Raw genomic sequence first — 25,170 nt, 5'->3', positions numbered from 1 at the left:
GCGTGCGGGCCCTCGGGGGCCCTCATACGGCGGGAGGCGGCATCGATATCCCCTTTCCCTGTCGCGGATATTCCTGCCGACGCAAAACCGGTCGCATGTCAACCGAAATGTCCGTGCCATTCCTCCGACGGAATTCACGCAGGCCGGTCATCGAATAGCACTACCGTGATCGCGGTAATTATCCGAAATACCCGCGTACGGGCCGGGGCCGGTGTGCTGACCTTGCGTGACGGCGCCGCGCGGGCACAGGTCGCGCGATGTCACGCGGGCGAAACGCGGGCCGCGCGAAGGGCGCGCCCGTGTTAACCCGACGTTGCATCCGTTATGCCTGTGGATTGCATGTTTCGCGGGTGCGGCACATGTAACGGCCGCACGGTCACGCATGGTCAATGTGCGTAACGCGCTCTTCCTAGCTTCTGTTATCAGCCCCAGCTGACAAGGACCCAGGAGGAGCGATGACGGCGACGCAGGCGGCGCGCACGGCCCCGGAAGAACCCCGGAAGGGCCGCTGGATCGGCGACTGGAAACCGGACGACCCCGTCTTCTGGGAGCGCACCGGCAAGAAGACGGCACGGCGGAACCTGGCGTTCTCGATCCTGGCCGAGCACCTGGGCTTCACCCTGTGGACCGTGTGGAGCATCGTCGCCGTCAAGCTCGGCGCCTACAAGTTCTCCACCGACCAGCTCTTCTGGATCGTGTCGCTGCCCAACCTGGTGGGCTCCGCGCTGCGCATCCCCTACACCTTCGCGCCCGCCCGGTTCGGCGGCCGGAACTGGACGGTCGTCAGCGCGATGCTGCTGCTGGTCCCCGCCGTCCTGCTCGCGGTGGCGGTGAACGACCCGGGCACGCCCTACTGGGCCTTCCTGGCGATCGCGGCGACGGCCGGGCTCGGCGGCGGAAACTTCGCCTCCAGCATGGCCAACATCACCTACTTCTATCCGCAGAGCAGGCAGGGCGCCGCCCTCGGCCTGAACGCCGCCGGCGGCAACATCGGCGTCAGTTCGGTGCAGTTGCTCATGCCGCTGGTCATCGCCGGGTTCGGGCTGGCCGCCGCCGGACTGTTCTGGGTGCCGTTCATCCTGGCCGCGGCCGCCGGGGCGTACTTCTGCATGGACAACCTCACCTCGGCGAAGGCGGAGCCGAGGGAGATGGCCAAGGCGGCAGGCCGGGCGCAGACCTGGATCATGTCGGTGCTCTACATCGGCACGTTCGGCTCGTTCATCGGCTACTCGACCGCGTTCCCGCTGCTCATCAAGTCGCAGTTCCCCGAGCACGCCGCGCTGACCTCGCTCGCGTTCCTCGGCCCGCTGGTCGGCTCGGTCATCCGGCCCGTCGGGGGCTGGTTGTCGGACCGCCTCGGCGGCGCCTCGGTGACGTTCTGGAACTTCGCCGCGATGATCGCCTCGGTCCTGCTCGTCTGGCAGGCCATGTCGGCCCGCAACCTCGTGCTGTTCTTCGCCGCGTTCATGCTGCTGATCGGCACGGCGGGCGTCGGCAACGGCTCCACGTACCGGATGATCCCGGCGATCTTCCGGGCGAAGGCGGTCGCTGGCGTCGAGCCCGGCACCCCCGCGTACGAGGAGGCGCTGGCGACCGGCAAGCGCGACGCCTCGGCGGCCATCGGGTTCATCTCGGCGATCGGCGCGTTCGGCGGGTTCTTCATCAACCGGGGGTTCGGCAGCTCCATCTCGGCCACCGGCGGCGCGGGGGCGGCGCTGGCGGCCTTCGCCGCCTTCTACGCGGTCTGCTTCGCGCTCACCTGGTTCTGCTACATGCGGACTTTCGGCGCGAAGGCCGCACCGAGCCTGGCGGCGGCCCGAATCTGAGACGCGGCCGCTCGCGGGCGCCCGCGCGGCGCCCGCCTTCGCCGGGCTCGCGCCTCACAGACGGCGTCAGCACAAGTCAGCTTTCGAGACGACGGGGTCTCTCACACGCCGCGCTCGCCGAAGTTAGGGCGGTTGGCGCCTTGTAGCACAGCGGTAACAGAAGGGACCCAGCGGTGAAACCGCCTGTCAGCGCCATCGGAGACATGCCGATCTCACCACACGCTCCCGGTCCTGTGATGTCACAGGCCGCCGCGGGCGCTGCCGTGGGTTCGGCCACCCACTGCCCGTACTGCGCGCTCCAGTGCGGCATGTACGTGACGAAGGGTGAGATCACTCCGCGGGAGGACATCCCGGCCAACGCCGGCGGCCTGTGCCAGAAGGGCTGGACGGCGGCCGAACTGCTGACCTCGCCCGAACGCCTCACCACCCCGCTGCTGCACGGCAGCCCGGTGAGCTGGGACGAGGCGCTCGACTACGTCGCCGCCCGGATCGAGGCCATCAGGACCGAGCACGGGCCGGACGCCGTGGCGGTGTTCGGCGGCGGCGGGCTCACCAACGAGAAGGCCTACCAGCTCGGCAAGTTCGCCAGGGTGGCGCTGCGGACCAGCCAGATCGACTACAACGGCAGGTTCTGCATGTCCTCGGCGGCGGCCGCGGTCAACCGGGCCTTCGGCATGGACCGGGGGCTGCCGTTCCCCGTCACCGACATCGCCCGCGCCGACGCGGTCCTGCTGGCCGGGGGCAACGTCGCCGAGACCATGCCCCCCTTCGTCCGGCACCTGACCGCGATGCGGTCCGGGGGCGGCAGGCTCGTCGTGATCGACCCGCGCGGCACCCAGACCGCCAAGCTGGCCGACCTGCACCTGCAGGTCACCCCGGGCGCCGACCTCGCGCTGGCGCTCGGCCTGCTGCACATCGCGATCGCCGACGGGTACGCCGACCTGGACTACCTCGCCGCCCGCACGACCGGCTTCGAACAGGTGCGGACGTCGGTGTCGGCCTGGTGGCCGGAGCGGGTGGAGCGCGTCACCGGCGTCCCGGTCGCGCGGATGCGCGAGGCCGTACGCATCCTCGGCGAGGCGAAGCGGGCGATCGTCCTGACCGGCCGGGGCGCCGAGCAGCACGCCAAGGGCACCGACACGGTCACCGCGTTCGTCAACCTGGCGCTCACCCTCGGGCTGCCCGGCCGTGAGGGCTCCGGTTACGGCTGCGTGACCGGCCAGGGCAACGGCCAGGGCGGCAGGGAGCACGGCCAGAAGGCCGACCAGCTCCCCGGCTACCGCAAGATCGACGACCCGGCGGCGCGGGCGCACGTCGCCGCGGTGTGGGGGATCGACCCGGCGGGTCTGCCCGGTCCCGGCCGGTCCGCGTACGAACTGCTGGACGCGCTCGGCACGCCGGAGGGACCGAGGGCGCTGCTGCTGTTCGGCTCCAACCCCGTCGTGTCCGCGCCGCGCGCCGGGCACGTCGCCCGGCGGCTGGACGCGCTCGACCTGCTCGTGGTCGCCGACTTCGTGCTGTCGGAGACCGCGGCCATGGCCGACGTCGTGCTTCCCACGACCCAGTGGGCCGAGGAGTCGGGCACGATGACCAACCTGGAGGGCAGGGTCCTGCTGCGCCGCCAGGCCGCCGCGCCGCCCCCGGGCGTGCTCGGCGACCTGGAGATCCTGCGGGGCCTCGCCGAGCGGCTCGGGTGCGGCGAGAAGTTCCCCGCCGACCCGCGCACGGTCTTCGACGAGCTGCGCCGGGCCTCCGCCGGGGGCGTCGCCGACTACTCCGGCATCACCTACGAGCGGATCGCGGCCGAGACCGGGGTGTTCTGGCCGTGCCCCGACACCGGAGAGGATCCGCACCCAGGAACGCCGCGGCCGTTCCTGGACCGCTTCGCCACCCCGGACGGCCGGGCCCGCCTCGTGCCGGTGGACCACCGCCCGCCCGCCGAGGACGTGGACGAGCAGTTCCCGCTTTACCTGACGTCCGGGCGGGTGCTCGCCCACTACCAGTCGGGGGCGCAGACGCGGCGGATCCGCCCGCTCACGCAGGCGTCGCCCGAGGTGTTCGTGGAACTGCACCCGGACCTCGCCGAGCGGCTCGGCGTCGCCCCCGGCGACCGCGTCCGCGTGCGCAGCCGCCGGGGCGCCGCCGAGGGCGTCGCCCGCGTGAACGCCTCGATCCGGCCGGACACGCTGTTCATGCCGTTCCACTGGGAGGGCGTCAACCTGCTCACCAACCCGGCGCTCGACCCGATGTCGCGGATGCCGGAGTTCAAGGTCTGCGCGGCCGCGATCGAGCGGTGCGCAGAAGACGGGGAGCGTGTCGCGTGAGGCTCGTCGTGGTGGGGAACGGGATGGCGGGTGCGCGCCTGGTGAGCGAGGTCCGCGCCCGGGACAAGGACGTGAAGATCACGGTGTTCGGCGCCGAAGCCTGGCAGCCGTACAACCGGGTCCTGCTGTCGAACGTGGTGGCCGGCACGTCGAGCCCGGACCAGGTCCGGCTCCTCGACCCCCGCTGGTACGCCGACCACGGCGTGACCGCCCGCCTCGGGGTCGCGGTCACCGCGATCGACCGGGACTGCCGGACCGTGGTCGCCGCCGACGGCACGCGCGAGCCGTACGACGTGCTCGTGATCGCCACGGGCAGTGAGGCGGTCGTCCCGCCGATCCCCGGGGTGGAGCGGGCGACGGCGTTCCGCACGCTGGACGACTGCGACCGGATCAGGGGGGCCGCCGCGAGCGCGCGCAGCGCCGTCGTGATCGGCGGCGGGCTGCTCGGCATCGAGGCGGCGCGGGGCCTGGCCGGGCGGGGCGTCCCGGTGACGTTGCTGCACCTGGCCGGGCACCTGATGGAGCGCCAGCTCGACGCGGAGGCCGGGCTCATCCTCCGCGAGACGCTCGGCGCGCTCGGCGTCGCCGTCCGCACGGGCGTCACGGTGAGCGCGATCCGCGAGCGGCACGTGGAACTGGCCGACGGCGAGCTGATCGAGGCCGGCCTGGTCGTGCTCGCCTGCGGCGTGCGACCCGTCGTCGGCCTCGCCCGCGACGCGGGGCTGGAGGTGGAGCGCGGCATCGTCGTCGACGACGAGCTGCGCACCGACGACCCGTCGATCTTCGCGATCGGGGAGTGCGCCCAGCACGCCGGCCGCGTCTACGGACTGGTCGCCCCCGGCTGGGAGCAGGCGTCGGTCGTGGCCGACCTCGTCACCGGCGCCGACAAGAACGCGCGATACCGCGGCTCGCGGCTGGTCACCCGGCTGAAGGCCAAGAGCGTGGAGCTTGCCGCCATGGGAGAGACCCAGCTGGGCGAGGACGAGGCGGAGATCGTCCGCTTCTCCCACCGGCACAGGGGCACCTACCGCAAGCTCGTCATCCGCGACGGCCGGCTGATCGGCGCGATCCTGCTGGGCGAGACCTCCGCCGTGGGCACGCTCACCCAGCTGTTCGACCGTGGCGGGCCCCTGCCCGGCGACCGGACCGGGCTGCTGTTCCCGGACCTCGGGCCCGTCGGCGCGGCCGTGGCCGGCAACCCCACCCGGATGCCGGACTCGGCCCGGGTCTGCCAGTGCAACAACGTGACGAAAGGCCAGATCAGGGCGTGCTGGGAGTCCGGCGCGCGGGACGTGGAGGCCGTGGCCGCCGCGACGAGGGCCACCACCGGTTGCGGGAGCTGCCGCGACGCGGTCGAGGGCATCGTCGGCTGGCTGTGTGAGCAGGAAGGCGTGAGCGCATGAAGGACCGTGAGCGCATGAAGGACCGTAAGCGGATGAGACTCGTCGTTGTGGGACACGGCCCGACGGCACACCGCCTGATCGAGACGCTCGCGGGCCGGGGCTTCGACGGGACGGTCACCGTGTTCGGGGAGGAGCCCCGCCCGGCCTACGACCGGGTGGCGCTGACCTCCTATCTCAGCGGCAAGAGCGTCGAGGACCTCACCTACCCGGTGCCGGACGGCGTCACGCTCAGGACCGGCGTCCGCGTCACCGCGATCGACCGCGCGAACCGCACCGTCACCACCGACGCCGGCGACAGCGAGCCGTACGACGTGCTGGTGCTGGCCACCGGGTCGGCGCCGTTCGTGCCGCCGGTGCCGGGCCGGGACCTGCCGGGCTGCTTCGTGTACCGGACCATCGACGACCTGGACGCCATCAGGGAGGCCTCGCGGGACGCCCGCGCGGGTGTGGTCATCGGCGGCGGACTGCTCGGCCTGGAGGCGGCCGACGCCCTGCGCGGGCTCGGCCTCGACACGCACGTCATCGAGATGAGCGGCTGGCTGATGCCCCGCCAGGTGGACGAGGGCGGCGGCTCGGTGCTGCGCGGGCACATCGAGGGGCTCGGGCTGACGATCCACACGGGCGCGGGCGTGCGGTCGATCGAGGCCGGCCAGGACGGCCGGGTCACGTCGCTCGTGAAGCCCGACGGCGAGGCGATCGACGCGCAGGTCGTGGTCTTCTCCGCCGGCATCCGGCCGCGCGACGAGCTCGCCCGCGCCTGCGGCCTGGAGGTCGGCGAACGCGGCGGCATCGTCGTCGACGCGGGCATGCGCACCTCCGACGAGCACATCTACGCGATCGGCGAGTGCGCCCTGGCCGCGGGCATGGTCTACGGCCTCGTCGGGCCCTGCAACACCCAGGCGGAGGTGGCCGCCGAACGGATCCTGGACGGGACGGCCGCCTTCACCGGCGCCGACATGTCCACCAAGCTCAAGCTGCTGGGCGTGGAGGTGGCCCAGTTCGGGGCCATGTCGGGCGCGCTCGACGTCACCTACATGGACCCCGTCGGCGGCGTCTACAAGCGGCTGTTCATCAGCGACGACGCCACGACCCTGCTCGGCGGCATATGCGTCGGCGACGCCGCGCCGTACAACGCGCTGCGGCCGTTCGTCGGCAAGCCGCTGCCAGGCGCGCCGAGCGACCTGCTGTTCGCCGGCGCGGGCAAGGCGTCGGTCGACCTGCCCGACGACGCGCAGGTCTGCTCCTGCAACAACGTCACCAAGGGCAGGATCTGCGAGGCGATCGCCGACAAGGGCCTGACCGACGTGCAGGGGATCAAGGACTGCACCCGGGCCGGCACCACCTGCGGAAGCTGCGTGCCGATGCTGAAGCAGATCCTGGTGAAGTCGGGCGTCGACGTCGGCAAGGCGCTGTGCGAGCACTTCCCGCACAGCAGGGCCGAGCTGTTCGACATCGTCAACGTCCGGGGGATCACGACGTTCTCCCAGCTCATCGCCGAGCACGGGACCGGCCGCGGCTGCGACATCTGCAAGCCCGCGGTCGCCTCGATCCTCGCCTCCCTCGGCCGCGGCCACATCCTCGACGGCGAGCAGGCCGCGCTGCAGGACACCAACGACCAGTTCCTGGCCAACATCCAGAAGAACGGAACCTACTCGGTCGTCCCGCGCATTCCGGGTGGCGAGATCACCCCGGACAAGCTGATCGTGATCGGCGAGGTGGCCCGCGACTTCGGGCTCTACACGAAGATCACCGGGGCGCAGCGCATCGACCTGCTCGGGGCCCGGGTCGAGCAGCTGCCCGCCATCTGGCGCCGCCTCGTCGACGCCGGCTTCGAGTCCGGCCACGCGTACGGCAAGGCGCTGCGGACGGTGAAGTCCTGCGTCGGGTCCACCTGGTGCCGCTACGGCGTGCAGGACTCGGTGGGCATGGCCATCGCCCTGGAGCTCCGCTACCGGGGGCTGCGCTCGCCGCACAAGCTGAAGTCCGCCGTCTCCGGCTGCGCCAGGGAGTGCGCCGAGGCCCGGTCGAAGGACTTCGGCATCATCGCGACCGAGCAGGGCTGGAACCTCTACGTGGGCGGCAACGGCGGCTTCACGCCCCGCCACGCCGACCTGCTCGCGTCCGACCTGTCCAGCGACGACCTGGTCAGGACCATCGACAGGTTCCTGATGTTCTACATCCGCACCGCCGACCGGCTCCAGCGCACCGCCGCCTGGCTGGAGAACCTGGACGGCGGGCTCGACTACCTCCGTGAAGTCATCATGGAGGACTCGCTCGGCATCTGCGCCGAACTCGACGCGCAGATGGAGCGGCACGTGTCCACGTACGCAGACGAGTGGCGCGCCGCCATCGAGGACCCCGACAAGCTGCGCCGCTTCGTCAGCTTCGTGAACGCGCCGGGCGTTCCCGACCCCTCGATCTCCTTCGAGACCGAGCGCGACCAGATCAAGCCGGTGTTGATTCCCATGGAGGTGACCCGCAGATGACCGTCCTCGACATGACGGCGACCCGTGCCGGCCAGTGGATTCCGATCTGCTCCTACACCGACCTGCTGCCCGAGCGGGGCGCGGCGGTGCTCGTCGGCGACCGGCAGGTGGCGGTCTTCCGCGCCTTCGACGGCGCCCTCTACGCCCTGGGCAACCTCGACCCGTTCAGCGGGGCGCAGGTGATGTCGCGGGGCATCGTCGGCACGCGGGGCGGCGAGCCGACCGTCGCCTCGCCCATGCACAAGCAGGTGTTCTCTCTGGTCACCGGCGTGTGCGTGGACGATCCCCGCGTCGCCGTGCCGACCTATCCCATCCGTATGACGGACGGAACCGTGGAGGTGAGCGTGGCATGACCACGCTGCTGGAGGAGGTCCCGATGACCCTTGAGACCGCGCCCGACGCGCTGGCCGGGTTCACGATAGGGGTGACGGCGACCCGCCGCAGCGAAGAGCTCTCCGCGCTCCTGGAGCGGCGCGGCGCCCGGGTCGTCCGGGCGCCCGCGATCCGCATCGTGCCGCTCGCGGAGGACACCGGGCTGCTCGCGGCGACCCGGGCCTGCCTGGAGGCGCCCGTCGACGACGTGGTCATCACCACCGGTGTGGGGTTTCGCGGGTGGATGGCGGCGGCGGAGGGCTGGGGCCTGTCCGCCGACCTGAACGCCCACCTGGTTGGCGCGCGACTGCTCGCCCGCGGCCCCAAGGCGCGCGGGGCCGTGCGCGCGGCGGGCCTGGTGGACGCCTGGACGCCGGCCACCGAGTCGTGCGAGGAGGTCAAGGAGTACCTGCTCGCGCAGGACCTGCACGGCCGTCGCATCGCCGTGCAACTGCACGGCGAGCCGCTGGACGGTTTCGTCGCGTCGCTGCGGGAGGCGGGGGCCGAGGTGATCGAGGTGCCGGTCTACCGGTGGCTGCCCTACCGCGACACCTCGCCGCTGCGCCGCCTGATCAGCCAGACGATCACCGGCTCGGTGGACGCGGTGGCCTTCACCAGCGCCCCCGCCGTGCTGGCCATGCTGGGCGCCGCCCGCGCCGACGGGCTGGAGGACGCGTTGCTCGCCGCGTTCGACACCCGCGTCGTGGCGGCCTGCGTGGGCCCGGTCACCGCCGGGCCCCTGACCCAGCGCGACGTGCGCGTCGTCCAGCCCGACCGGGCCCGCCTCGGCGCGCTCGCCCGGACCCTCGCCCGCCACCTGCCGGAAAACGGCGTCACCCGGCTCGTCGCGGGCGGGCACGAGCTGGAGATCCGCGGTCACGCCGTGGTGGTCGACGGCGAGCTCAAGCCGCTGCCGCCCGCCCCGATGGCCGTGCTCAAGCGGCTCGCCGAGCGCCCCGGGCACGTCGTGAACCGGGCCGACCTGCGGGTCGTGCTGCCCGGCGGCCCGTCCCGCGACTCGGCCGAGCACGCGGTCGAGATGGCCATCACCCGCCTGCGCCGGGCGCTCGGTCCCTCCGGCATCGTCGAGACCGTGGTCAAGCGCGGCTACCGCCTGGCCTGCGGCCGGGACGAGAGATGACCCCCACTTTGGTGATGGCGGCGCACGGGGCACGCAGCGGCCACTGGGAGTCCGTGATGGAGGCTCTCACGGACCGCGTGCGCCGCGCGCGGCCGGGCGCACCGGTCGAGCTCGGGTTCCTGGAGATCAGCGCGCCGCTGCTCGCCGGCGTGCTGGCGCAGACGCCCGGACCGGTCGTGGTGGTCCCCATGCTGCTGGCCGGGGGATATCACGTGCACATCGACCTGCCGGCGGTCGTCGCCCGCACCCGGCCGGACGCGGTGGTCGCCGGGCAGCTCGGGCCGCACCGGCTGCTGACCTCGGTGCTGACGCGCCGTCTGGCCGCGGCGGGCCTGCGGCCGTGCGACGCCGTGATCCTCGGAGCGGCCGGCTCGTCCGATCCCGCCGCGCTGGACGACGTCCGCGCCGCCGCCCGGCTGCTGTCCGTACGGCTCTCGCGTCCCGTCACCGCCGCCTTCGCCTCGGCCGGGACGCCCACGGTCGCCGAGGCGCTGGAACGCACCAGGGCCGGCCTCGCCCCCCGGGCGGCCGTCGCCTCCTACCTGCTCGCGCCCGGCTTCTTCCACGACCGGCTGGTGAGCAGCGGCGCGGACCTGGTCAGCGCGCCCCTCGGCGTGGACGACGACCTGGCCGCCCTCGTCTGGGCCCGCTTCGACGAGGCACTCGCCCGGCACTCCGTGTCCCGCGATCCCGTGCCCGCCGCCACGTCCGTCTCGCCGGGGATCGCCCGCGCCCGGTGGTGATCCCGCCGCGGCCGGCAGCGCCGGTCCTGCGACGTCTGCTGCCGGAGGTCACGCGCTCGTCGCGCTCCGCTGCCACCGGAGGCCGGCGGTCTCGCGGAGGCGTGAGTGAGCCGGCCGCGGGCCGTGACTGTGCCGATCCTCCGCGTCGAGGCGCTCGCGGGCGTAGAGCCTCAGGAGATCGTGGAAGCGGTAGCGCGTGCCGGTCGTGCTGAGCAGCCCCGCGTCCGCCAGCTCCTCCAGGGCCGCGAGCGCATCGGGGACGGCCACTCCGGCGGCGGCCGCGGCGGACTCGGCGCCGAAGTCGGGTCCCGGGATCAGCGCGGCGTGGCGGAAGACGGCGGCGGCTCCGGGACCGAGCCGCCGGTAGGAGACGTCGAAGGCGGAGCGCACCTCCAGATCGCCGGCGGTCAGCGCGGTCAGCCGGTGCCGGTGGTCGCCGAGCCAGCCGGTCAGGTGCCCGACCCGCCAGCCCGGACGGCCGGCGAGGCGGTCGCCGGCGATGCGCAGCGCGAGCGGCAGGTGCCCGCACAGCTCGGCCAGCCTGCGAGCCTGCGCCGGCTCCCGCTCGACGCGCTCGTGCCCCACGATGCCGCCGAGCAGCCGCACGCTGTCGCCGGGCGCGAGGACGTCCAGCGCAATCCGAGCGGCGCCGTCCAGCCCGGTCAGCGGCCGCCGGCCGGTCACCAGCGCCAGGCAGTGCGGCCCGGCGGGCAGCAGGGGGCGCACCTGCCCCTCGTGGGCGGCGTCGTCGAGCACCACGAGGAGCCGCAGGCCCCGCGTGAGGGTGCGGAACAATCCCGCCCGCTCGGCCGTCCCCGGCGGGATCCGCTCCTCCGGAGTGCCCAGTGAACGGAGGAAGGCGCCGAGCGCCTCGGCGGGATCGAGGGGCTCGGCGGCCGTGCCCCCGAGTTCGGCGAACAGCTGCCCGTCGGGGAAGGCGGCGCGCACGCGGTCCCCGGCGTACACCGCCAGGCTCGTTTTGCCGACACCGGGCGGGCCGTGGAACGTCAGGATCGGCGCGCCGCGACGGTCCCCGGCGGCGACGCGGGAGGCGTGCTCACGGACATACGCGGCCTGCGCCTCCCGGCCCACGAGGTCGCCCAGCGGAACCGGCAGCTCGGCCGGGGCACCCGGAGCCGCACCGGACGCTTCCGGACGGGCCGGCCCTACGGGCGCCGAGGGCGGGGCGGGTACTGGGCACATCGGGGGCTCTGGGGACCGTGAGGGTGGGCAGGGTGCGGGGGCCGGGCGACCCGCCCGCGCGGCGGCGAGCAGGCGGTCCCTGTCCTCGGAGACGAGGCCGAGCGCGTCGGCCAGCGCGGAGGCCGTCCGCCGTTGTGGCACGCGCACACGCCCCCGCTCCAGCTCCCGGATGGCCCGCACGCTCAGCCCGGACGCCTCCGCCAGTTCCTCCTGGGTGAGCCTGCCGGCCCGTCTGAGCGCCAGCAGCACCCCGCCGAACCCGTCCCGCCGTTCACCGTCCACCGGCACCCCTCCGCCGTTGTGTGGTCCCCCGGCGTCGTGTGGGTGCCGGGCGTCGCTTTCTCCGTTCGCGCTGCCGGCGGGCTTTTTCCCGCCGCTTTCCGTGGGCCATTGTATTCACCCGGCAGAACGGCGGTCCGGGGGGGTGTGGAAATGCCGGTCTTTCCGCCGGAAATCCGGCCGGTGGTTCTTCCTGGGACGGCGGGACGATTGCCGATTCACTGGTCTCGGCGCCGCTGCGGAAGCGCACGCCGATTCGTAACACCCCGTTAACGCGGAATCCAGAAAGGACTGGAAATGAAGCGCACCATGAAGGGGCTCGCCGGGATCGTCGCCGGCGGCGCGCTGCTGACCTCCGCCCTCGTCGCGGCCTCCGCCGCTCCGGCCTCGGCGGCCACGCCGTGGCGGACCTACCAGTGCGAGGGCCTCCACGCCTCCGTCTCCTACCGGGTGACGAACTCGTGGAACACCGGTTTCCTCGGCGAGGTCAGGATCGAGAACTCCGGCGACGTGATCAGGAACTGGGAGCTCACCTGGGACTGGACCGGCGCCCAGCACGTGGCCGGCGTGGGCGGCGTCGGCTACACGCAGATCGGGCGGACGGTGTACGTCAACGGCCTGCCGCACAACAGCGACGTGCCCGCCGCGGGGCAGCTGGGGTTCGACTTCAACTCCGGCGGTGAGGCCGCGGTGCCGGACGCGTTCACGCTGCAGGGCGCCGTCTGCGCCTGATCGCCGCACAAGAGGCCGACGGCTCCCGCTCACATTCCGGAGCGGGGGCCGTTGTTTCATGAAAAGCGGCCGGCGTTTCATGAAAGGCGCGTCCGGGCCGCCGCGCGTTTATTCTGAAAAGGAGTCGGATCCCGTCGGGGGCGCATGTTTCATGAAAAGGTGTTTCATGGGAATGACGCCTACTCGCCGGTGGGACGCTGTGTCATCGGGCGCGCGGCCGCCGGGGGCCCGGCGCGGGGAATTCCGCCCGAGAGCCGCCCGGAAACGCCGTTCCGGCGGTGCCGGCGTCGTCAGCGGTCGGTGCCGCGGTCGCGGCGGCGCAGGTAGCGCTCGAACTCGGCCGCGATGGCGTCGCCGCTGGCCTCGGGCAGCTCGGCGGCGTCCTTGCGCTCCTCCAGCTCCCGCACGTATTCGGCCACCTCGCTGTCCTGGGCCGCCAGCTCGTCCACGCCGTGCTCCCAGGCCCGCGCCTCCTCGGCGAGGTCGCCGTACGGCATCGGGATGTCGAGCATGTCCTCGATGCGGCGCAGCAGCGCCAGGGTGGCCTTGGGGTTGGGCGGCTGGGCGACGTAGTGCGGGACCGACGCCCACAGGGACACCGTCCGCAGCCCGGCGGTGCCCAGGGTGTGCTGCAGCACGCCCACGATGCCCGTCGGGCCCTCGTACTTGGTCAGCTCCAGATTGAGCGCGCGGGCCATGCCGGGGTCGCTGACCGAGCCGGTGATCGGCACCGGGCGGGTGTGCGGCGAGTCGTTGAGCAGCGCGCCGAGCAGGATGGCCAGCTCGATGCCGAGGTCGTGGCAGAGCCCGACGATCTCCGCGCAGAAGGAGCGCCACCGCATGTTGGGCTCGATGCCGCGCAGCAGCACCACGTCGCGCTTGGCACCCGGCGGGCGGGCGAGCAGCAGCCGGGTGGTCGGCCAGACGATGGAGCGGGTCAGGCCGTCGCCGAGCTCGACGACCGGCCGGGTCACCTGGAAGTCGTAGTAGTCCTCAGGGTCCAGCTCGACGAGCGGGGTGGCTTTCCACTCGGACTCGAGGTGCGCGAGCACGCCGCTGGACGCCTCGCCGGCGTCGTTCCACCCCTCGAACGCGGCGATCAGCACCGGGTCGACGAGCTCGGGGAGCCCTTCGAACTCGATCACGCGCCGCCTCCTCACTGGCCTTGTGCACTATGGCTCACTCCAAGACTATTCGGTGAGGGGCCCCGTACGTCACCTCCGCCGGGGCACCGGCCCGTCGCGCTGCCCTGACCTGCGGCTCTCGCCCCGGCGGTGGGGAACCGGGCGCCCCTTACCCGGCCCGTATTCCGGTTTCGCGCGCGCGAACGATATTCGGTTCGGCGGGGCCGATAGGCTTGCTCCATGACCAGCAGACCGTCCTTCCGTACCGTGCTGTCCGAGCGAATTCTGATCGCCGACGGGGCCATGGGGACGATGCTGCAGTCCTACGACCCCACTCTTGACGACTTCCAGGGCCATGAGGGCTGCAACGACGTGCTCAACGTGAGCCGTCCCGACATCGTGCGTGCCGTTCACGACGCGTATCTGGAGGTGGGGGTCGACTGCGTCGAGACCAACACCTTCAACGCCAACCGCGCGGCCCTTGGCGAGTACGGCATCGAGGACCGCATCTTCGAACTGTCCGAGGCCGGCGCGCGGCTGGCCAGGGAGCGGGCCGACCACTGGTCGACGCCGGACAAGCCCCGGTTCGTCCTCGGCTCGATGGGCCCCGGCACGAAGCTCCCCACGCTCGGCCACCTGCCGTACGAGACGCTGCGCGACGCCTACCGGGACAACGCCGCCGGTCTGATCGCGGGCGGGGCGGACGCCCTGATCATCGAGACCTGCCAGGACCTGCTGCAGGTGAAGGCGGCGGTCGTCGGCGCGAAGCGGGCCGTCGAGGCCGCGGGGCGGGACGTACTGATCATCACGCAGGTCACCATCGAGACCAACGGCGCGATGCTGCTCGGCTCCGAGATCGGCGCCGCGCTGACCGCGATCGAGCCGCTCGGCGTCGACCTGATCGGGCTCAACTGCGCCACCGGTCCCACCGAGATGAGCGAGCACCTGCGCTACCTGGCCAGGCACTCGCGGATCCCGATCTCCTGCATGCCGAACGCCGGGCTGCCGCAGCTCACGGCCGACGGCGCGTACTACCCGCTGAGTCCCGGGGAGCTGGCGGACGCGCACGAGGCGTTCACCCGCGACTACGGGCTCGCGCTGGTGGGCGGCTGCTGCGGCACCACACCCGAGCACCTGCGCCAGGTGGTCGAGCGGGTGGGCGGCCGCGCCCGCGGCGAGCGGCGGCCGCGTCCCGAGGCGGGCGCGGCGTCGCTGTACCAGCACGTGCCGTTCCGGCAGGACACCTCCTACCTCGCCATCGGCGAGCGGACCAACGCCAACGGCTCCAAGGCGTTCCGCGAGGCGATGCTGGCCGGCAACTACGAGGAGTGCGTGGAGATCGCCAGGGCGCAGGCCCGCGACGGCGCGCACCTGCTCGACCTGTGCGTCGACTACGTGGGCCGCGACGGCGTCACCGACATGAAGGAGCTGGCGTTCCGCTTCGCCACCGCCTCGACGCTGCCGATCGTGATCGACTCGACCGAGCCCGCCGTCATCGAGGCCGGGCTGGAGATGATCGGCGGCCGGGCCGTGGTCAACTCGGTCAACTACGAGGACGGTGACGGCCCGGACTCCCGCTTTCAGAAGATCATGCGCCTGGTCAAGGAGCACGGCTCGGCCGTGGTCGCACTGACCATCGACGAGGAGGGCCAGGCCCGCACCGCGGAGGCGAAGGTGCGGATCGCCACCCGCCTCATCGAGGACCTGGTGAACGCCTGGGGCATGCGGGTCGAGGACATCGTCGTCGACTGCCTGACGTTCCCGATCGCCACCGGGCAGGAGGAGACCCGGCGCGACGGCCTGGAGACGATCGAGGCGATCCGCGAGCTCAAGCGCCGCTACCCGGCCGTGCAGACCACCCTGGGCGTCTCCAACGTGTCGTTCGGCCTCAACCCGGCCGCCCGCATGGTGCTCAACTCGGTGTTCCTCAACGAGTGCGTGAACGCGGGCCTCGACTCGGCCATCGTGCACGCCTCCAAGATCCTGCCGATGAACCGCATCCCCGACGAGCAGCGCCAGGTCGCCCTCGACCTCGTGTACGACCGCAGGCGCGAGGGCTACGACCCGCTGCAGCGGTTCATGGAGCTGTTCGAGGGCGTGGACGCGGCGTCGATGAAGGCCGGCAAGGCGGCAGAGCTGGCCGGGCTGCCGCTGTGGGAGCGGCTCAAGCGGCGCATCATCGACGGCGAGCGCAAGGGCCTGGAGGCCGACCTCGACGAGGCCCTGGCCCAGCGGCCGGCCCTGGAGATCATCAACGACGTGCTGCTCGACGGCATGAAGGTCGTCGGCGACCTGTTCGGCTCCGGCGAGATGCAGCTTCCCTTCGTGCTGCAGTCGGCCGAGGTCATGAAGACGGCCGTGGCCTACCTCGAACCGCACATGGACAAGGTCGAGGGCAGCAGCAAGGGCCGCATCGTGCTGGCCACGGTCAAGGGCGACGTCCACGACATCGGCAAGAACCTCGTCGACATCATCCTGTCCAACAACGGATACGACGTGGTGAACCTCGGCATCAAGCAGCCGGTGTCGGCGATCCTGGAGGCCGCCGAGGAGCACCGGGCCGACGTGGTCGGCATGTCCGGGCTCCTGGTGAAGTCCACGGTGGTCATGAAGGAGAACCTGGAGGAGATGAACTCCCGGGGCATCGCCGGCAAATACCCCGTGCTGCTCGGCGGTGCCGCCCTGACCAGGGCGTACGTCGAGCAGGACCTGGCCGACCTGTACCGGGGCGAGGTGCGTTACGCGCGCGACGCGTTCGAGGGCCTGCGCCTGATGGACGCCTTCATGGCGGTCAAGCGCGGCGAGGACGGCGCGACGCTGCCGCCGCTGCGCGCGCGGCGGGTGAAGACCGGGGCGGTGCTGCAGCGGACCGCCGAGGAGGACCTGCCGGCCCGTTCCGACGTCGCGGTGGACAACCCGGTGCCCACCCCGCCGTTCCTCGGCGACCGGGTGGTCAAGGGCGTCCCGCTGGCCGACTACGCCGCCTTCCTCGACGAGCGGGCGACGTTCATGGGCCAGTGGGGCCTCAAGGCCGCCCGGGGCGGCGAGGGCCCGTCGTACGAGGAGCTGGTCGAGACCGAGGGCAGGCCCCGGCTGCGGATGTGGCTGGAGCGGCTGCAGACGGAGAACCTGCTGGAGGCGGCGGTCGTCTACGGCTACTTCCCCTGCGTCAGCGAGGGCGACAGCCTGATCATCCTGGACGACGACGGCAAGGAGCGGACCCGCTTCACCTTCCCCCGGCAGCGGCGCGACCGGCACCTGTGCCTGGCCGACTTCTTCCGCTCCCGCGAGTCCGGTGAGACCGACGTCGTCGCCTTCCAGGTGGTCACGATGGGCAACCGGATCAGCGAGGCCGCCGCGGAGCTGTTCGCGAAGGACGCCTACCGCGAATACCTGGAGCTGCACGGCCTGTCGGTGCAGCTCACCGAGGCGCTGGCCGAGTACTGGCACGCGCGGGTGCGGTCGGAGCTGGGCATCGGCGGCGACGAGTCGCTGGCCGACATGCTCAAGGTGAACATCGCCGGCTGCCGCTACTCCTTCGGCTATCCAGCCTGCCCCAACCTTGAGGACCAGGTGCAGGTCATGGAGCTGCTCGACCCGTCGCGCATCGGCGTGACGCTGTCGGAGGAGTTCCAGCTGCACCCCGAGCAGGCCACCTCCGCCCTCGTCGTCCACCACCCCGAGGCGAAGTACTTCAACGTCTGACCGGCCGCATGGGCGTCCACGCGCGCCCCTTACCATGTTGGTCCCCCCTGATCGGGGGTCTCACCGGGGGAAGGGGCCACGTGGACGCCGTGCTGTTCGACATGGACGGATTGCTCGTCGACACCGAAGGGGTGTGGTTCGAGGTCGAGACCGAGGTGGTCACCCGCCTCGGCGGAGCCTGGGGCCCGGAGCACCAGGAGCAGCTCGTGGGCGGCTCCTGGGACCGCACCGTCGCGTACATGCTGGAGCTGACGCAGGCCGACGTCGATCCCGCAGTGGTGGGGGAGTGGCTGATCGACGGAATGGAGAGCCGGCTGTCGAGGGGCGTCGAGCCCATGCCGGGGGCCCTCGATCTGCTGCGCGTGCTGGGTGACCAGGGTGTGCGCACCGCGCTGGTCACCTCGTCGCTGCGCAGCATCGCCGACGCCGTGCTCAAGGCCGTGGGCCGGGAGCACTTCGAGATCGTCGTGACCGCCGACGACGTCACCCGTACCAAACCGCACCCGGAGCCGTACCTGACCGCGGCCGGCCTGCTGTCGGTGGACCCTGAGCGGTGCGTCGCGCTGGAGGACTCGCCGAACGGCGTCGCCTCGGCGACCGCGGCGGGCTGCCGCGTCGTCGCCGTGCCCGGCGTCCTGCCGATCGCCCAGGCGCCAGGGCGGGTCGTCATGCCGTCGCTGCTCGACGTCGACGTGGACTTCCTGCGGTCGCTCGTCCTCTGACGCGGGCCCCCGCGCCGTCGCCTCCGGGGTGCCAGGATGGGGGGTACGCCGTGGACGAAGGGGACCCGCCATGACATATACCGACATCGCCTGGCTGCCGCTGTGCGCCGGCCTTACCGCGGTGGGGATCGGGCTCAGCTATCTGGCCTTCCGGCGCAGGGGGGTGACCGCCGGCCTGCGGGCCACCGCCTGGTCCCTGCTGCCGCTCGCCGCCTACCTCACCGGCGCGCTGCGGACACTGTGGAACATCGGCGCGGCCGCGGTGGGCTTCGTGACCGGCCTGGTCCTGTCGCCGGCCGTGTGGGCCGGGGTGGTCCTGGCCGGGCTGTCGGCGCTGCTGTTCGTCGTCTCCGGCACGCTGCGCGGCCGTACCCTCTCCCGGGCCCGTACGGCACGGCCCGAGCCGGGCGGCGCGGCCGCCGCGCCGGAGACGGCGGCGCCCAAAGCGGCGCAAACCGCAAAGAAGGCGCCACGGCAGGTCGAACAGCCCGCTGGGGATGATTTCTCGGACATCGAGGACATTCTCAAGCGCCGGGGGATCAGCTGATCATCCCACATCGTGGGACCAAGTTACCGGTCAGTGCAATGTTACGGTTCCACGACACAACCGGAACGGGACGCGGACATTAGCTTCAAGATCAACACGAATGAGTTTCGCGTGAATCACAGTTGAGCCACAGGCCGCCTCCAGGGACTGGTCAGCCCAGCTCAGACCATAGATTCTGCCTCCGGGGGTCGCACACCACGCGACCCCTTCGGACAATGTCGTCTGGGATCCAGGGGGCCTGCACCACATGGCCGTGCGAGGCAAGGTCGTAAGCGGCCGCCGCTTCTCCGCCGGATCGATCCCGGGCTACCCCGAGCGTGTCACCGCTGTCGCGGTCCGCTCGGGCAGGGCGAAGGAGGATCGATGACCGCGCCGATGGACGTCACCGGTGGCGACACGGAGGCCACTCCGGAGGCCGTCGTCGACGGGGTGGGCGGGAAGGCGATCCAGGGCCGGTCCCTCGGCCAGATCGCCTGGATGCGCCTCAAGCGCGACAAGGTCGCGATGGCCGGTGGCGTGATCATCATCCTGCTGATCCTCGTGGCGATCTTCGCGCCGTTGCTGGTGTCCTGGCTGGGGCACCCTCCCGACGAGTGGCACCGGGAGAAGATCGACCCCGCCATCCAGGCCCCGCTCGGCTCGTTCGGCGGCATGAGCTGGGACTACCTGTTCGGCGTCGAGCCGACGACGGGGCGTGACCTGTTCAGCCGGATCGTCTACGGCGCCCGCGTCTCGCTGCTGATCGCGTTCTTCGCCACCTTGCTCTGCGTGGTGCTCGGCACCGTGCTGGGCATCGTGGCGGGATTCTTCGGCGGCTGGGTCGACACGATCATCAGCCGGCTGATGGACATCTTCCTCGCCTTCCCGCTGCTGGTGTTCGCACTGGCGCTGGCGGGCGTCATCCCCGACAGCGCGTTCGGCCTGTCCGGCGACGCGCTGAGGATCAGCCTGCTCGTGTTCATCATCGGCTTCTTCAACTGGCCCTACGTCGGGCGGATCGTCCGCGGGCAGACGCTCTCCCTGCGAGAACGGGAGTTCGTCGACGCGGCCAGGAGCCTGGGCGCGCGCAACCACACGATCCTGTTCAAGGAGATCCTGCCCAACCTGCTTGCGCCGATCATGGTCTACGCGACGCTGCTGATCCCGTCGAACATCCTGTTCGAGGCCGCTCTGTCGTTCCTCGGCGTGGGTGTCAAGCCGCCGACCCCGACCTGGGGGGCCATGCTCGCCGACGCGGTGCACAAGTACAGCGTGGCGCCGAACTACATGATCTTCCCCGGCCTGGCGATCTTCGTCACCGTGCTCGCGTTCAACCTGCTCGGCGACGGTTTCAGGGACGCCTTCGATCCCAAGGCCCGATAACGGCGTGCTTGTCCCTCAGTCAACGTACTTCCGAAGGCAAACAACGACTCCTACAGATGGGGTGTCAGGTCGATGAAGTTAAGATCAATGGCGTCGGCGGTCGCGGTGACCACCGGCCTCGCTCTCGCCCTCGCCGCCTGCGGCGGTGGCGGCAGCGGCAAGAGCGGCGCCAATTCCGGCTCGGGTGGCGGGGAAGCGCCGTCCAGCGAGTTCAACGCCGCGGTCACGCAGGTCGTCAACCCGTCGGACAAGACGGGCGGCACGCTCCGCATGGGCATGCCGGGCGATTTCGACTCGGTCGACCCGGGTGACATGTACTACGGCTACTCGTGGAACTTCGCCCGCCTCTACACCCGCGCGCTCACGATGTTCAAGCCGGTGCCGGGCAAGGAGGGCCTGCAGCTCGTCGGCGACCTGGCCGAGGACCTGGGCAAGCCGAGCGACGACGGCAAGACCTGGACCTACAAGCTCCGCGCGGGCGTGAAGTTCGAGGACGGCACGCCGGTGACGTCCAGGGACGTGAAGTACGGCGTCGCGCGTGCGCTGGACAAGGACGTGCTGCCCAGCGGCCCGACCTACTTCAACGACTGGCTGGACCTCAAGGGCTACACCGGTCCGTACAAGATGAAGGGCAAGCTCGACGACCTCAAGGCGATCGAGACGCCCGACGACCAGACCATCGTGTTCCACCTGAAGAAGCCGTACGGCGGCTTCGACTACTTCGCGATGCTCCCCATCACCGCTCCGGTGCCCGAGGCCAAGGACACGGGCTCGAAGTACAAGGAGCACCCGGTCGCCACCGGCCCGTACATGTTCAAGAGCCACGAGCTCGGCAAGCGGATCGAGCTGGTCAAGAACCCGAACTGGGACCCGAGCTCCGACCCCAACCGCAAGCAGCTCAACGACTCCATCGAGGTGCTGCTGGGCCAGAACGAGGACGACCTCGACCAGCGGCTGATCTCCGGCAAGCTCGACGTGGTGGTCAACAGCAGCGGCGTCGGGGCCAACGCCCGGGCGAGCGTGCTGACCGATCCCAAGCGCAAGCAGTACGCCGACTCGGCGGCGCTGTCCCGCACCTGGTTCGCCAACCTCAACGGGGACGTTCCGCCGCTCGACAACATCCACTGCCGCAAGGCCGTGCTGTACGCGGCGGACCGGTCGGCCATCCAGGGCGCCTTCGGCGGTCCCGAGGCCGGCGGCGACATCGCCCTCAGCCTCATGCCGCCGGTGATGACCGGCTACCAGAAGATCGACCCCTACGGCGTCGAGGCCCACCCGACCGGTGACCTGGACAAGGCCAAGGAAGAGCTCAAGGCGTGCGGCAAGCCGGACGGCTTCAGCACCTCTGTTTCCTTCCGCAACGAGCGCGACGCCGAGAAGCAGACCGCCGAGGCGCTGCAGCAGTCGCTCGGCAAGGTCGGCATCAAGCTCGACCTCAAGGGCTACCCGCAGGGCGACTACTTCAAGCTCTACGCCGGCAAGCCCGACTTCGCGAAGAAGAACGGCCTGGGCATCATGCTCTACGGCTGGGCCGCCGACTACCCCGAGGGCTACGGCTTCTTCCAGCAGATCGTCGACAGCCGGACCATCCGTCCCGCGGGTAACACCAACCTCAGCGTGAAGGACCCGGAGATCGACAAGCTCGTCGACGTCGCCGCCGCCGCGACGGACGACGCCACCCGTGAGAAGGCCTGGGCCGACGTCGACGCGAAGGTGATGGACGACGCGTACGTCCTTCCCTACGTCTGGGCCCACAGCCTCTTCTACCGGCCGCCCACGCTGAAGAACGTCTTCGTCAGCCAGAACTGGGGCATGTACGAGTACCTCACTCTGGGCACCCAGTAATCCGCGTTCCCGGGAGACACCACGATCTCCCGGGAACCCCCCTGGAACCTCTGTCGAAGGCAGGTGAAGGTCTGACGGCCGGGCGACCCGGCCGTCAGACCGAGATCAGTGGTCACATACATAATCAAGCGGCTGATAGCGGCTGTCATGCTGCTCTTCGTGGTGAGCATCGCCACGTTCGCTATCTTCTTCCTCGTTCCCCGGCTCGCCGGTATGTCTGCTGACGACCTCGCCTCTCGTTACGTGGGCAAGGCGGCCAATGCCGAGATCATCCACGACACGGCCGTCAGGCTGGGCTTCTACGACCCGCTGGTCGTCCAGTACGGGCGGTTCGTGAAGGGCATCTTCCTGGGGATCGACCGGAACTACGGCCCCGGCGTTGAGCACTGCCCGGCCCCCTGCCTCGGCTACTCGTACGTCACGCAGAACCCCGTCCTGCCGGACCTGCTCGACCGCCTGCCGGTCACGCTCTCGCTGGCGGCCGGCGCGGTGGTGGTCTGGGTGGTGTTCGGTGTGGCGACGGGCGTCGTCTCGGCGCTGCGGCGGGGCAGCTTCTTCGACCGGATGTCGATGGGCGTCGCGCTCGCGGGAGTCTCGCTGCCCATCTTCTTCACCGGCATCGTCTCTCTCGCGATCTTCAGGGACAAGCTCGGGCTCGTGGGCGACGTCGCCGACTGGGTTCCCATCGAAGAAGATCCGTTGACCTGGGCCAACAACCTCATCCTGCCGTGGGTGACGCTCGCGTTCCTCTACGCGGCCAGCTACGCCCGCATCACGAGGGCGGGCATGCTGGAGACGATGGGGGAGGACTACATCCGCACGGCGCGGGCGAAGGGCCTTCGCGAGCGGTCCGTCGTGGTGAAACACGGCCTGCGCGCCACGCTCACCCCCCTTCTCACCATGGTCGGTCTCGACCTGGGCCTGCTGCTCGGCGGCGCCGTCCTCACCGAGAGCACGTTCTCGCTGCCGGGCCTGGGCAAGTACGCCGTCGACGCCATCGGCCACAACGACCTCCCGCAGGTGATGGGCGTCACACTGATCGCGGCCGTCTTCATCGTCGTGGCCAACCTGGTCGTCGACGTCCTGTACGCCGTCGTCGACCCGAGGGTGAGGCTGGGATGAGCTTCCTGGAACTGAAGGACCTGCGGATCCACTTCCCGACCGACGACGGCCTGGTCAAGTCCGTCGACGGGCTGTCGTTCACGCTGGAGCGGGGCAGGACGCTCGGCATCGTCGGGGAGTCGGGCTCCGGCAAGAGCGTGACCAGCCTCGGCATCCTCGGCCTGCACAAGGGCGGGCGCGCCCGCATCTCCGGCGAGATCTGGCTCGACGGCGAGGAGCTCGTCGGCGCGAGCGCCGAGCACGTGCGCACGTTGCGCGGCAAGAAGATGGCGATGATCTTCCAGGATCCGCTGTCGGCGATGCACCCGTTCTACACGGTCGGCGACCAGATCGTCGAGGCGTACCGCATCCACAACGACGTCAGCAAGAAGGTCGCGCGCAAGCACGCGATCGACATGCTCGGCCGGGTGGGCATTCCGCAGCCGGAGCGCCGCGTGGACAGCTACCCCCACGAGTTCTCCGGCGGCATGCGACAGCGCGCGATGATCGCGATGGCGCTGAGCTGCGACCCCGAGCTGCTGATCGCCGACGAGCCGACCACGGCCCTCGACGTGACCGTGCAGGCGCAGATCCTCGACCTGATGCGCGATCTGCAGCGCGACTTCGACGCCGCGCTGATCGTCATCACCCACGATCTCGGCGTCGTCGCCGAGCTGTCCGACGACATCCTCGTGATGTACGGCGGCAAGTGCGTCGAGTACGGCACGTCCGAGGACATCTTCGAACGGCCCGAGCACCCCTACACGTGGGGCCTGCTCGGCTCGATGCCGCGCCTGGACCGCGAGCCGACCGAGCGGCTGCTGCCGATCAAGGGCTCCCCGCCCTCACTGATCAACGTGCCGTCCGGCTGCGCCTTCCACCCGCGCTGCGCCTTCGAGGAGCGTACGGGCGGACGGGCCAAGACGGAGGTCCCCGAGCTGCTGGAGACCGAGGGCGGTCATCTGGTGCGCTGCCACCTGCCGCGCGAGCGGCGGCGTGCCATCTGGGAGAACGAGATCAAGCCGAACCTGGAGGCTTCGTGAACGAGGAGCCCTTGCTGTCCGTACAGGGGCTGGAAAAGCACTTCCCGATCACGAAGGGTCTGCTCAAGCGGCAGGTCGGTGCGGTCAGGGCCGTCGACGGCATCAGCTTCGACGTGAAGAAGGGCGAGACCCTCGGCCTGGTCGGCGAGTCGGGATGCGGCAAGACCACCACCGGACGCCTGATCACCCGGCTCATCGAGCCCACCGGCGGGAAGATCCTGTTCGACGGCAACGACATCACGCACATGTCCCAGGGCCGGCTGCGCCCGCTCCGCCGGGACGTGCAGATCATCTTCCAGGACCCCTACAGCTCGCTCAACCCCCGGCACACGGTCGGCGCCATCGTGGGGGCGCCGTTCCGGATCCAGGGCATCAAGACCGAGCAGGGCACCAAGAAGGCGGTCCAGGAGATCCTCGAACTGGTCGGCCTCAACCCCGAGCACTACAACCGCTACCCGCACGAGTTCTCCGGCGGACAGCGGCAGCGCATCGGCATCGCCAGGACGCTCGCGCTCAAGCCCAAGCTGATCATCGCCGACGAGCCGGTGTCCGCGCTCGACGTGTCGATCCAGGCCCAGGTCGTCAACCTGCTGGAGGACCTGCAGAGCGAGCTCGATCTCACCTACGTGGTGATCGCGCACGACCTGTCGGTGGTCCGGCACATCAGCGACCGCGTCGCGGTGATGTACCTCGGCAAGGTCGTCGAGATCGCGGACCGCAAGGGCCTGTACGAATCGCCGATGCATCCCTACACCAACGCGTTGTTGTCGGCGGTGCCGATCCCGGACCCGAAGCGGCGCAAGGAGCGGGAGCGGATCCGGCTGCAGGGCGACGTGCCCTCGCCGCTCAACCCGCCGCCCGCCTGCCGGTTCCACACCCGGTGCTGGAAGGCGCAGGAGATCTGCAAGCAGGTCGAGCCCCCGCTGGCGACACTCGCCCCCGGCCACCAGGTGGCCTGTCATTTCCCCGAGAACGCCCCTTCGGGCGGCACGGCCGCGGCCCCTCAGGAGACGGCCGTCTGAGCTTTCCGCCGGTACGGCTCCCGCCGTCTTCCCCCCAGATGGTCAGCGCAGACGGTCCGCGGGAGCCGTACCGGCGCGGCGTGTTCCGCAACCTCGGCCACGCCCCTGTTCCGACGGTATCGGCCCGCCCGCCCGTCCGGCATCGGCCTCTCGTACGACTCGCGTCCACCACCTCGGGAGGACCGGGCCC

18 protein-coding genes are annotated in these 25,170 nt (G+C 71.1%); 16 read left to right on the top strand and 2 right to left on the bottom strand.

What is annotated here, in order from left to right; translation table 11 throughout:
• Nucleotides 1-455: 455 nt before the first annotated feature.
• The 7 genes from ACQPZZ_RS23870 to ACQPZZ_RS23840 all read left to right on the top strand — a co-directional run bounded on the left by ACQPZZ_RS23870 (nt 456) and on the right by ACQPZZ_RS23840 (nt 10,295).
• Nucleotides 456-1,826 (top strand): MFS transporter, encoded by a 1,371-nt coding sequence (locus ACQPZZ_RS23870; protein WP_432922178.1) that lies wholly within the window; start codon nt 456-458, stop codon nt 1,824-1,826.
• A gap of 236 nt (nt 1,827-2,062) precedes the next feature.
• On the top strand, nt 2,063-4,150 hold the full coding sequence (locus tag ACQPZZ_RS23865) for a molybdopterin oxidoreductase family protein (protein ID WP_432922175.1): 2,088 nt from the start codon (nt 2,063-2,065) through the stop codon (nt 4,148-4,150).
• Nucleotides 4,147-5,553, top strand: coding sequence for an FAD-dependent oxidoreductase (locus ACQPZZ_RS23860; RefSeq protein ID WP_432922172.1), 1,407 nt, complete (start codon nt 4,147-4,149; stop codon nt 5,551-5,553). The genes ACQPZZ_RS23865 and ACQPZZ_RS23860 overlap by 4 nt, the downstream gene beginning before the upstream one ends.
• A 32-nt stretch (nt 5,554-5,585) precedes the next feature.
• A complete protein-coding gene (gene nirB, locus ACQPZZ_RS23855; RefSeq protein ID WP_432922169.1) occupies nt 5,586-8,039 on the top strand; it encodes a nitrite reductase large subunit NirB in 2,454 nt (817 codons plus the stop codon).
• A complete protein-coding gene (gene nirD / locus ACQPZZ_RS23850) occupies nt 8,036-8,392 on the top strand; it encodes a nitrite reductase small subunit NirD (protein WP_363641293.1) in 357 nt (118 codons plus the stop codon). The genes nirB and nirD overlap by 4 nt, the downstream gene beginning before the upstream one ends.
• Entirely contained in the window at nt 8,389-9,552 is a 1,164-nt protein-coding gene (locus ACQPZZ_RS23845; RefSeq protein ID WP_432922166.1) for a uroporphyrinogen-III synthase, read from the top strand. The genes nirD and ACQPZZ_RS23845 overlap by 4 nt, the downstream gene beginning before the upstream one ends.
• Nucleotides 9,549-10,295, top strand: coding sequence for a sirohydrochlorin chelatase (locus tag ACQPZZ_RS23840; protein ID WP_432922163.1), 747 nt, complete (start codon nt 9,549-9,551; stop codon nt 10,293-10,295). Before ACQPZZ_RS23845 ends, ACQPZZ_RS23840 begins: the two co-directional genes overlap by 4 nt.
• 48 nt (nt 10,296-10,343) lie before the next feature.
• On the opposite strand, the gene ACQPZZ_RS23835 is transcribed toward ACQPZZ_RS23840, so the two are convergent.
• Nucleotides 10,344-11,780 (bottom strand): helix-turn-helix domain-containing protein, encoded by a 1,437-nt coding sequence (locus ACQPZZ_RS23835; protein WP_432922160.1) that lies wholly within the window; start codon nt 11,778-11,780, stop codon nt 10,344-10,346.
• Between the two features lie 294 nt (nt 11,781-12,074).
• On the opposite strand from ACQPZZ_RS23835, the gene ACQPZZ_RS23830 reads away from it, so the two are divergent.
• Nucleotides 12,075-12,509 carry a cellulose binding domain-containing protein gene (locus ACQPZZ_RS23830; protein ID WP_432922157.1) on the top strand — a complete coding sequence of 145 codons (435 nt, stop codon included), beginning with the start codon at nt 12,075-12,077 and terminating at the stop codon, nt 12,507-12,509.
• 290 nt (nt 12,510-12,799) lie between these two features.
• On the opposite strand, the gene ACQPZZ_RS23825 is transcribed toward ACQPZZ_RS23830, so the two are convergent.
• Nucleotides 12,800-13,654, bottom strand: coding sequence for a PAC2 family protein (locus tag ACQPZZ_RS23825; RefSeq protein ID WP_357054844.1), 855 nt, complete (start codon nt 13,652-13,654; stop codon nt 12,800-12,802).
• Between the two features lie 219 nt (nt 13,655-13,873).
• On the opposite strand from ACQPZZ_RS23825, the gene metH reads away from it, so the two are divergent.
• The 8 genes from metH to ACQPZZ_RS23785 all read left to right on the top strand — a co-directional run bounded on the left by metH (nt 13,874) and on the right by ACQPZZ_RS23785 (nt 24,980).
• Nucleotides 13,874-17,338: a methionine synthase gene (gene metH, locus ACQPZZ_RS23820; protein ID WP_432922153.1), complete on the top strand. Its 3,465-nt coding sequence runs from the start codon at nt 13,874-13,876 to the stop codon at nt 17,336-17,338.
• An 80-nt stretch (nt 17,339-17,418) separates the two neighbouring features.
• On the top strand, nt 17,419-18,060 hold the full coding sequence (locus tag ACQPZZ_RS23815) for an HAD family hydrolase (protein ID WP_432922150.1): 642 nt from the start codon (nt 17,419-17,421) through the stop codon (nt 18,058-18,060).
• A 70-nt stretch (nt 18,061-18,130) separates the two neighbouring features.
• The gene (locus tag ACQPZZ_RS23810) at nt 18,131-18,607 is read left to right on the top strand and encodes a cellulose synthase (RefSeq protein ID WP_432922147.1); all 477 of its coding nucleotides are present in this window, start codon (nt 18,131-18,133) and stop codon (nt 18,605-18,607) included.
• Between the two features lie 363 nt (nt 18,608-18,970).
• Nucleotides 18,971-19,969, top strand: coding sequence for an ABC transporter permease (locus ACQPZZ_RS23805; RefSeq protein WP_363641309.1), 999 nt, complete (start codon nt 18,971-18,973; stop codon nt 19,967-19,969).
• Nucleotides 19,970-20,041: 72 nt separating this feature from the next.
• The gene (locus ACQPZZ_RS23800) at nt 20,042-21,814 is read left to right on the top strand and encodes an ABC transporter substrate-binding protein (protein WP_432922144.1); all 1,773 of its coding nucleotides are present in this window, start codon (nt 20,042-20,044) and stop codon (nt 21,812-21,814) included.
• Nucleotides 21,815-21,922: 108 nt separating this feature from the next.
• Nucleotides 21,923-22,936, top strand: coding sequence for an ABC transporter permease (locus tag ACQPZZ_RS23795; RefSeq protein WP_432922141.1), 1,014 nt, complete (start codon nt 21,923-21,925; stop codon nt 22,934-22,936).
• Nucleotides 22,933-23,958 (top strand): ABC transporter ATP-binding protein, encoded by a 1,026-nt coding sequence (locus tag ACQPZZ_RS23790; RefSeq protein WP_432922138.1) that lies wholly within the window; start codon nt 22,933-22,935, stop codon nt 23,956-23,958. The genes ACQPZZ_RS23795 and ACQPZZ_RS23790 overlap by 4 nt, the downstream gene beginning before the upstream one ends.
• Nucleotides 23,955-24,980, top strand: a complete 1,026-nt coding sequence (locus ACQPZZ_RS23785) for an ABC transporter ATP-binding protein (RefSeq protein WP_363641317.1) — start codon at nt 23,955-23,957, stop codon at nt 24,978-24,980. The genes ACQPZZ_RS23790 and ACQPZZ_RS23785 overlap by 4 nt, the downstream gene beginning before the upstream one ends.
• Nucleotides 24,981-25,170: the final 190 nt, after the last annotated feature.

Origin of the sequence: Microbispora sp. CA-135349, from assembly GCF_050947365.1 — a bacterium.
Lineage (GTDB): Bacteria > Actinomycetota > Actinomycetes > Streptosporangiales > Streptosporangiaceae > Microbispora.
Note: the sequence above shows the minus strand (reverse complement) of the source record. Positions and strands in the feature narration are given on the sequence as shown.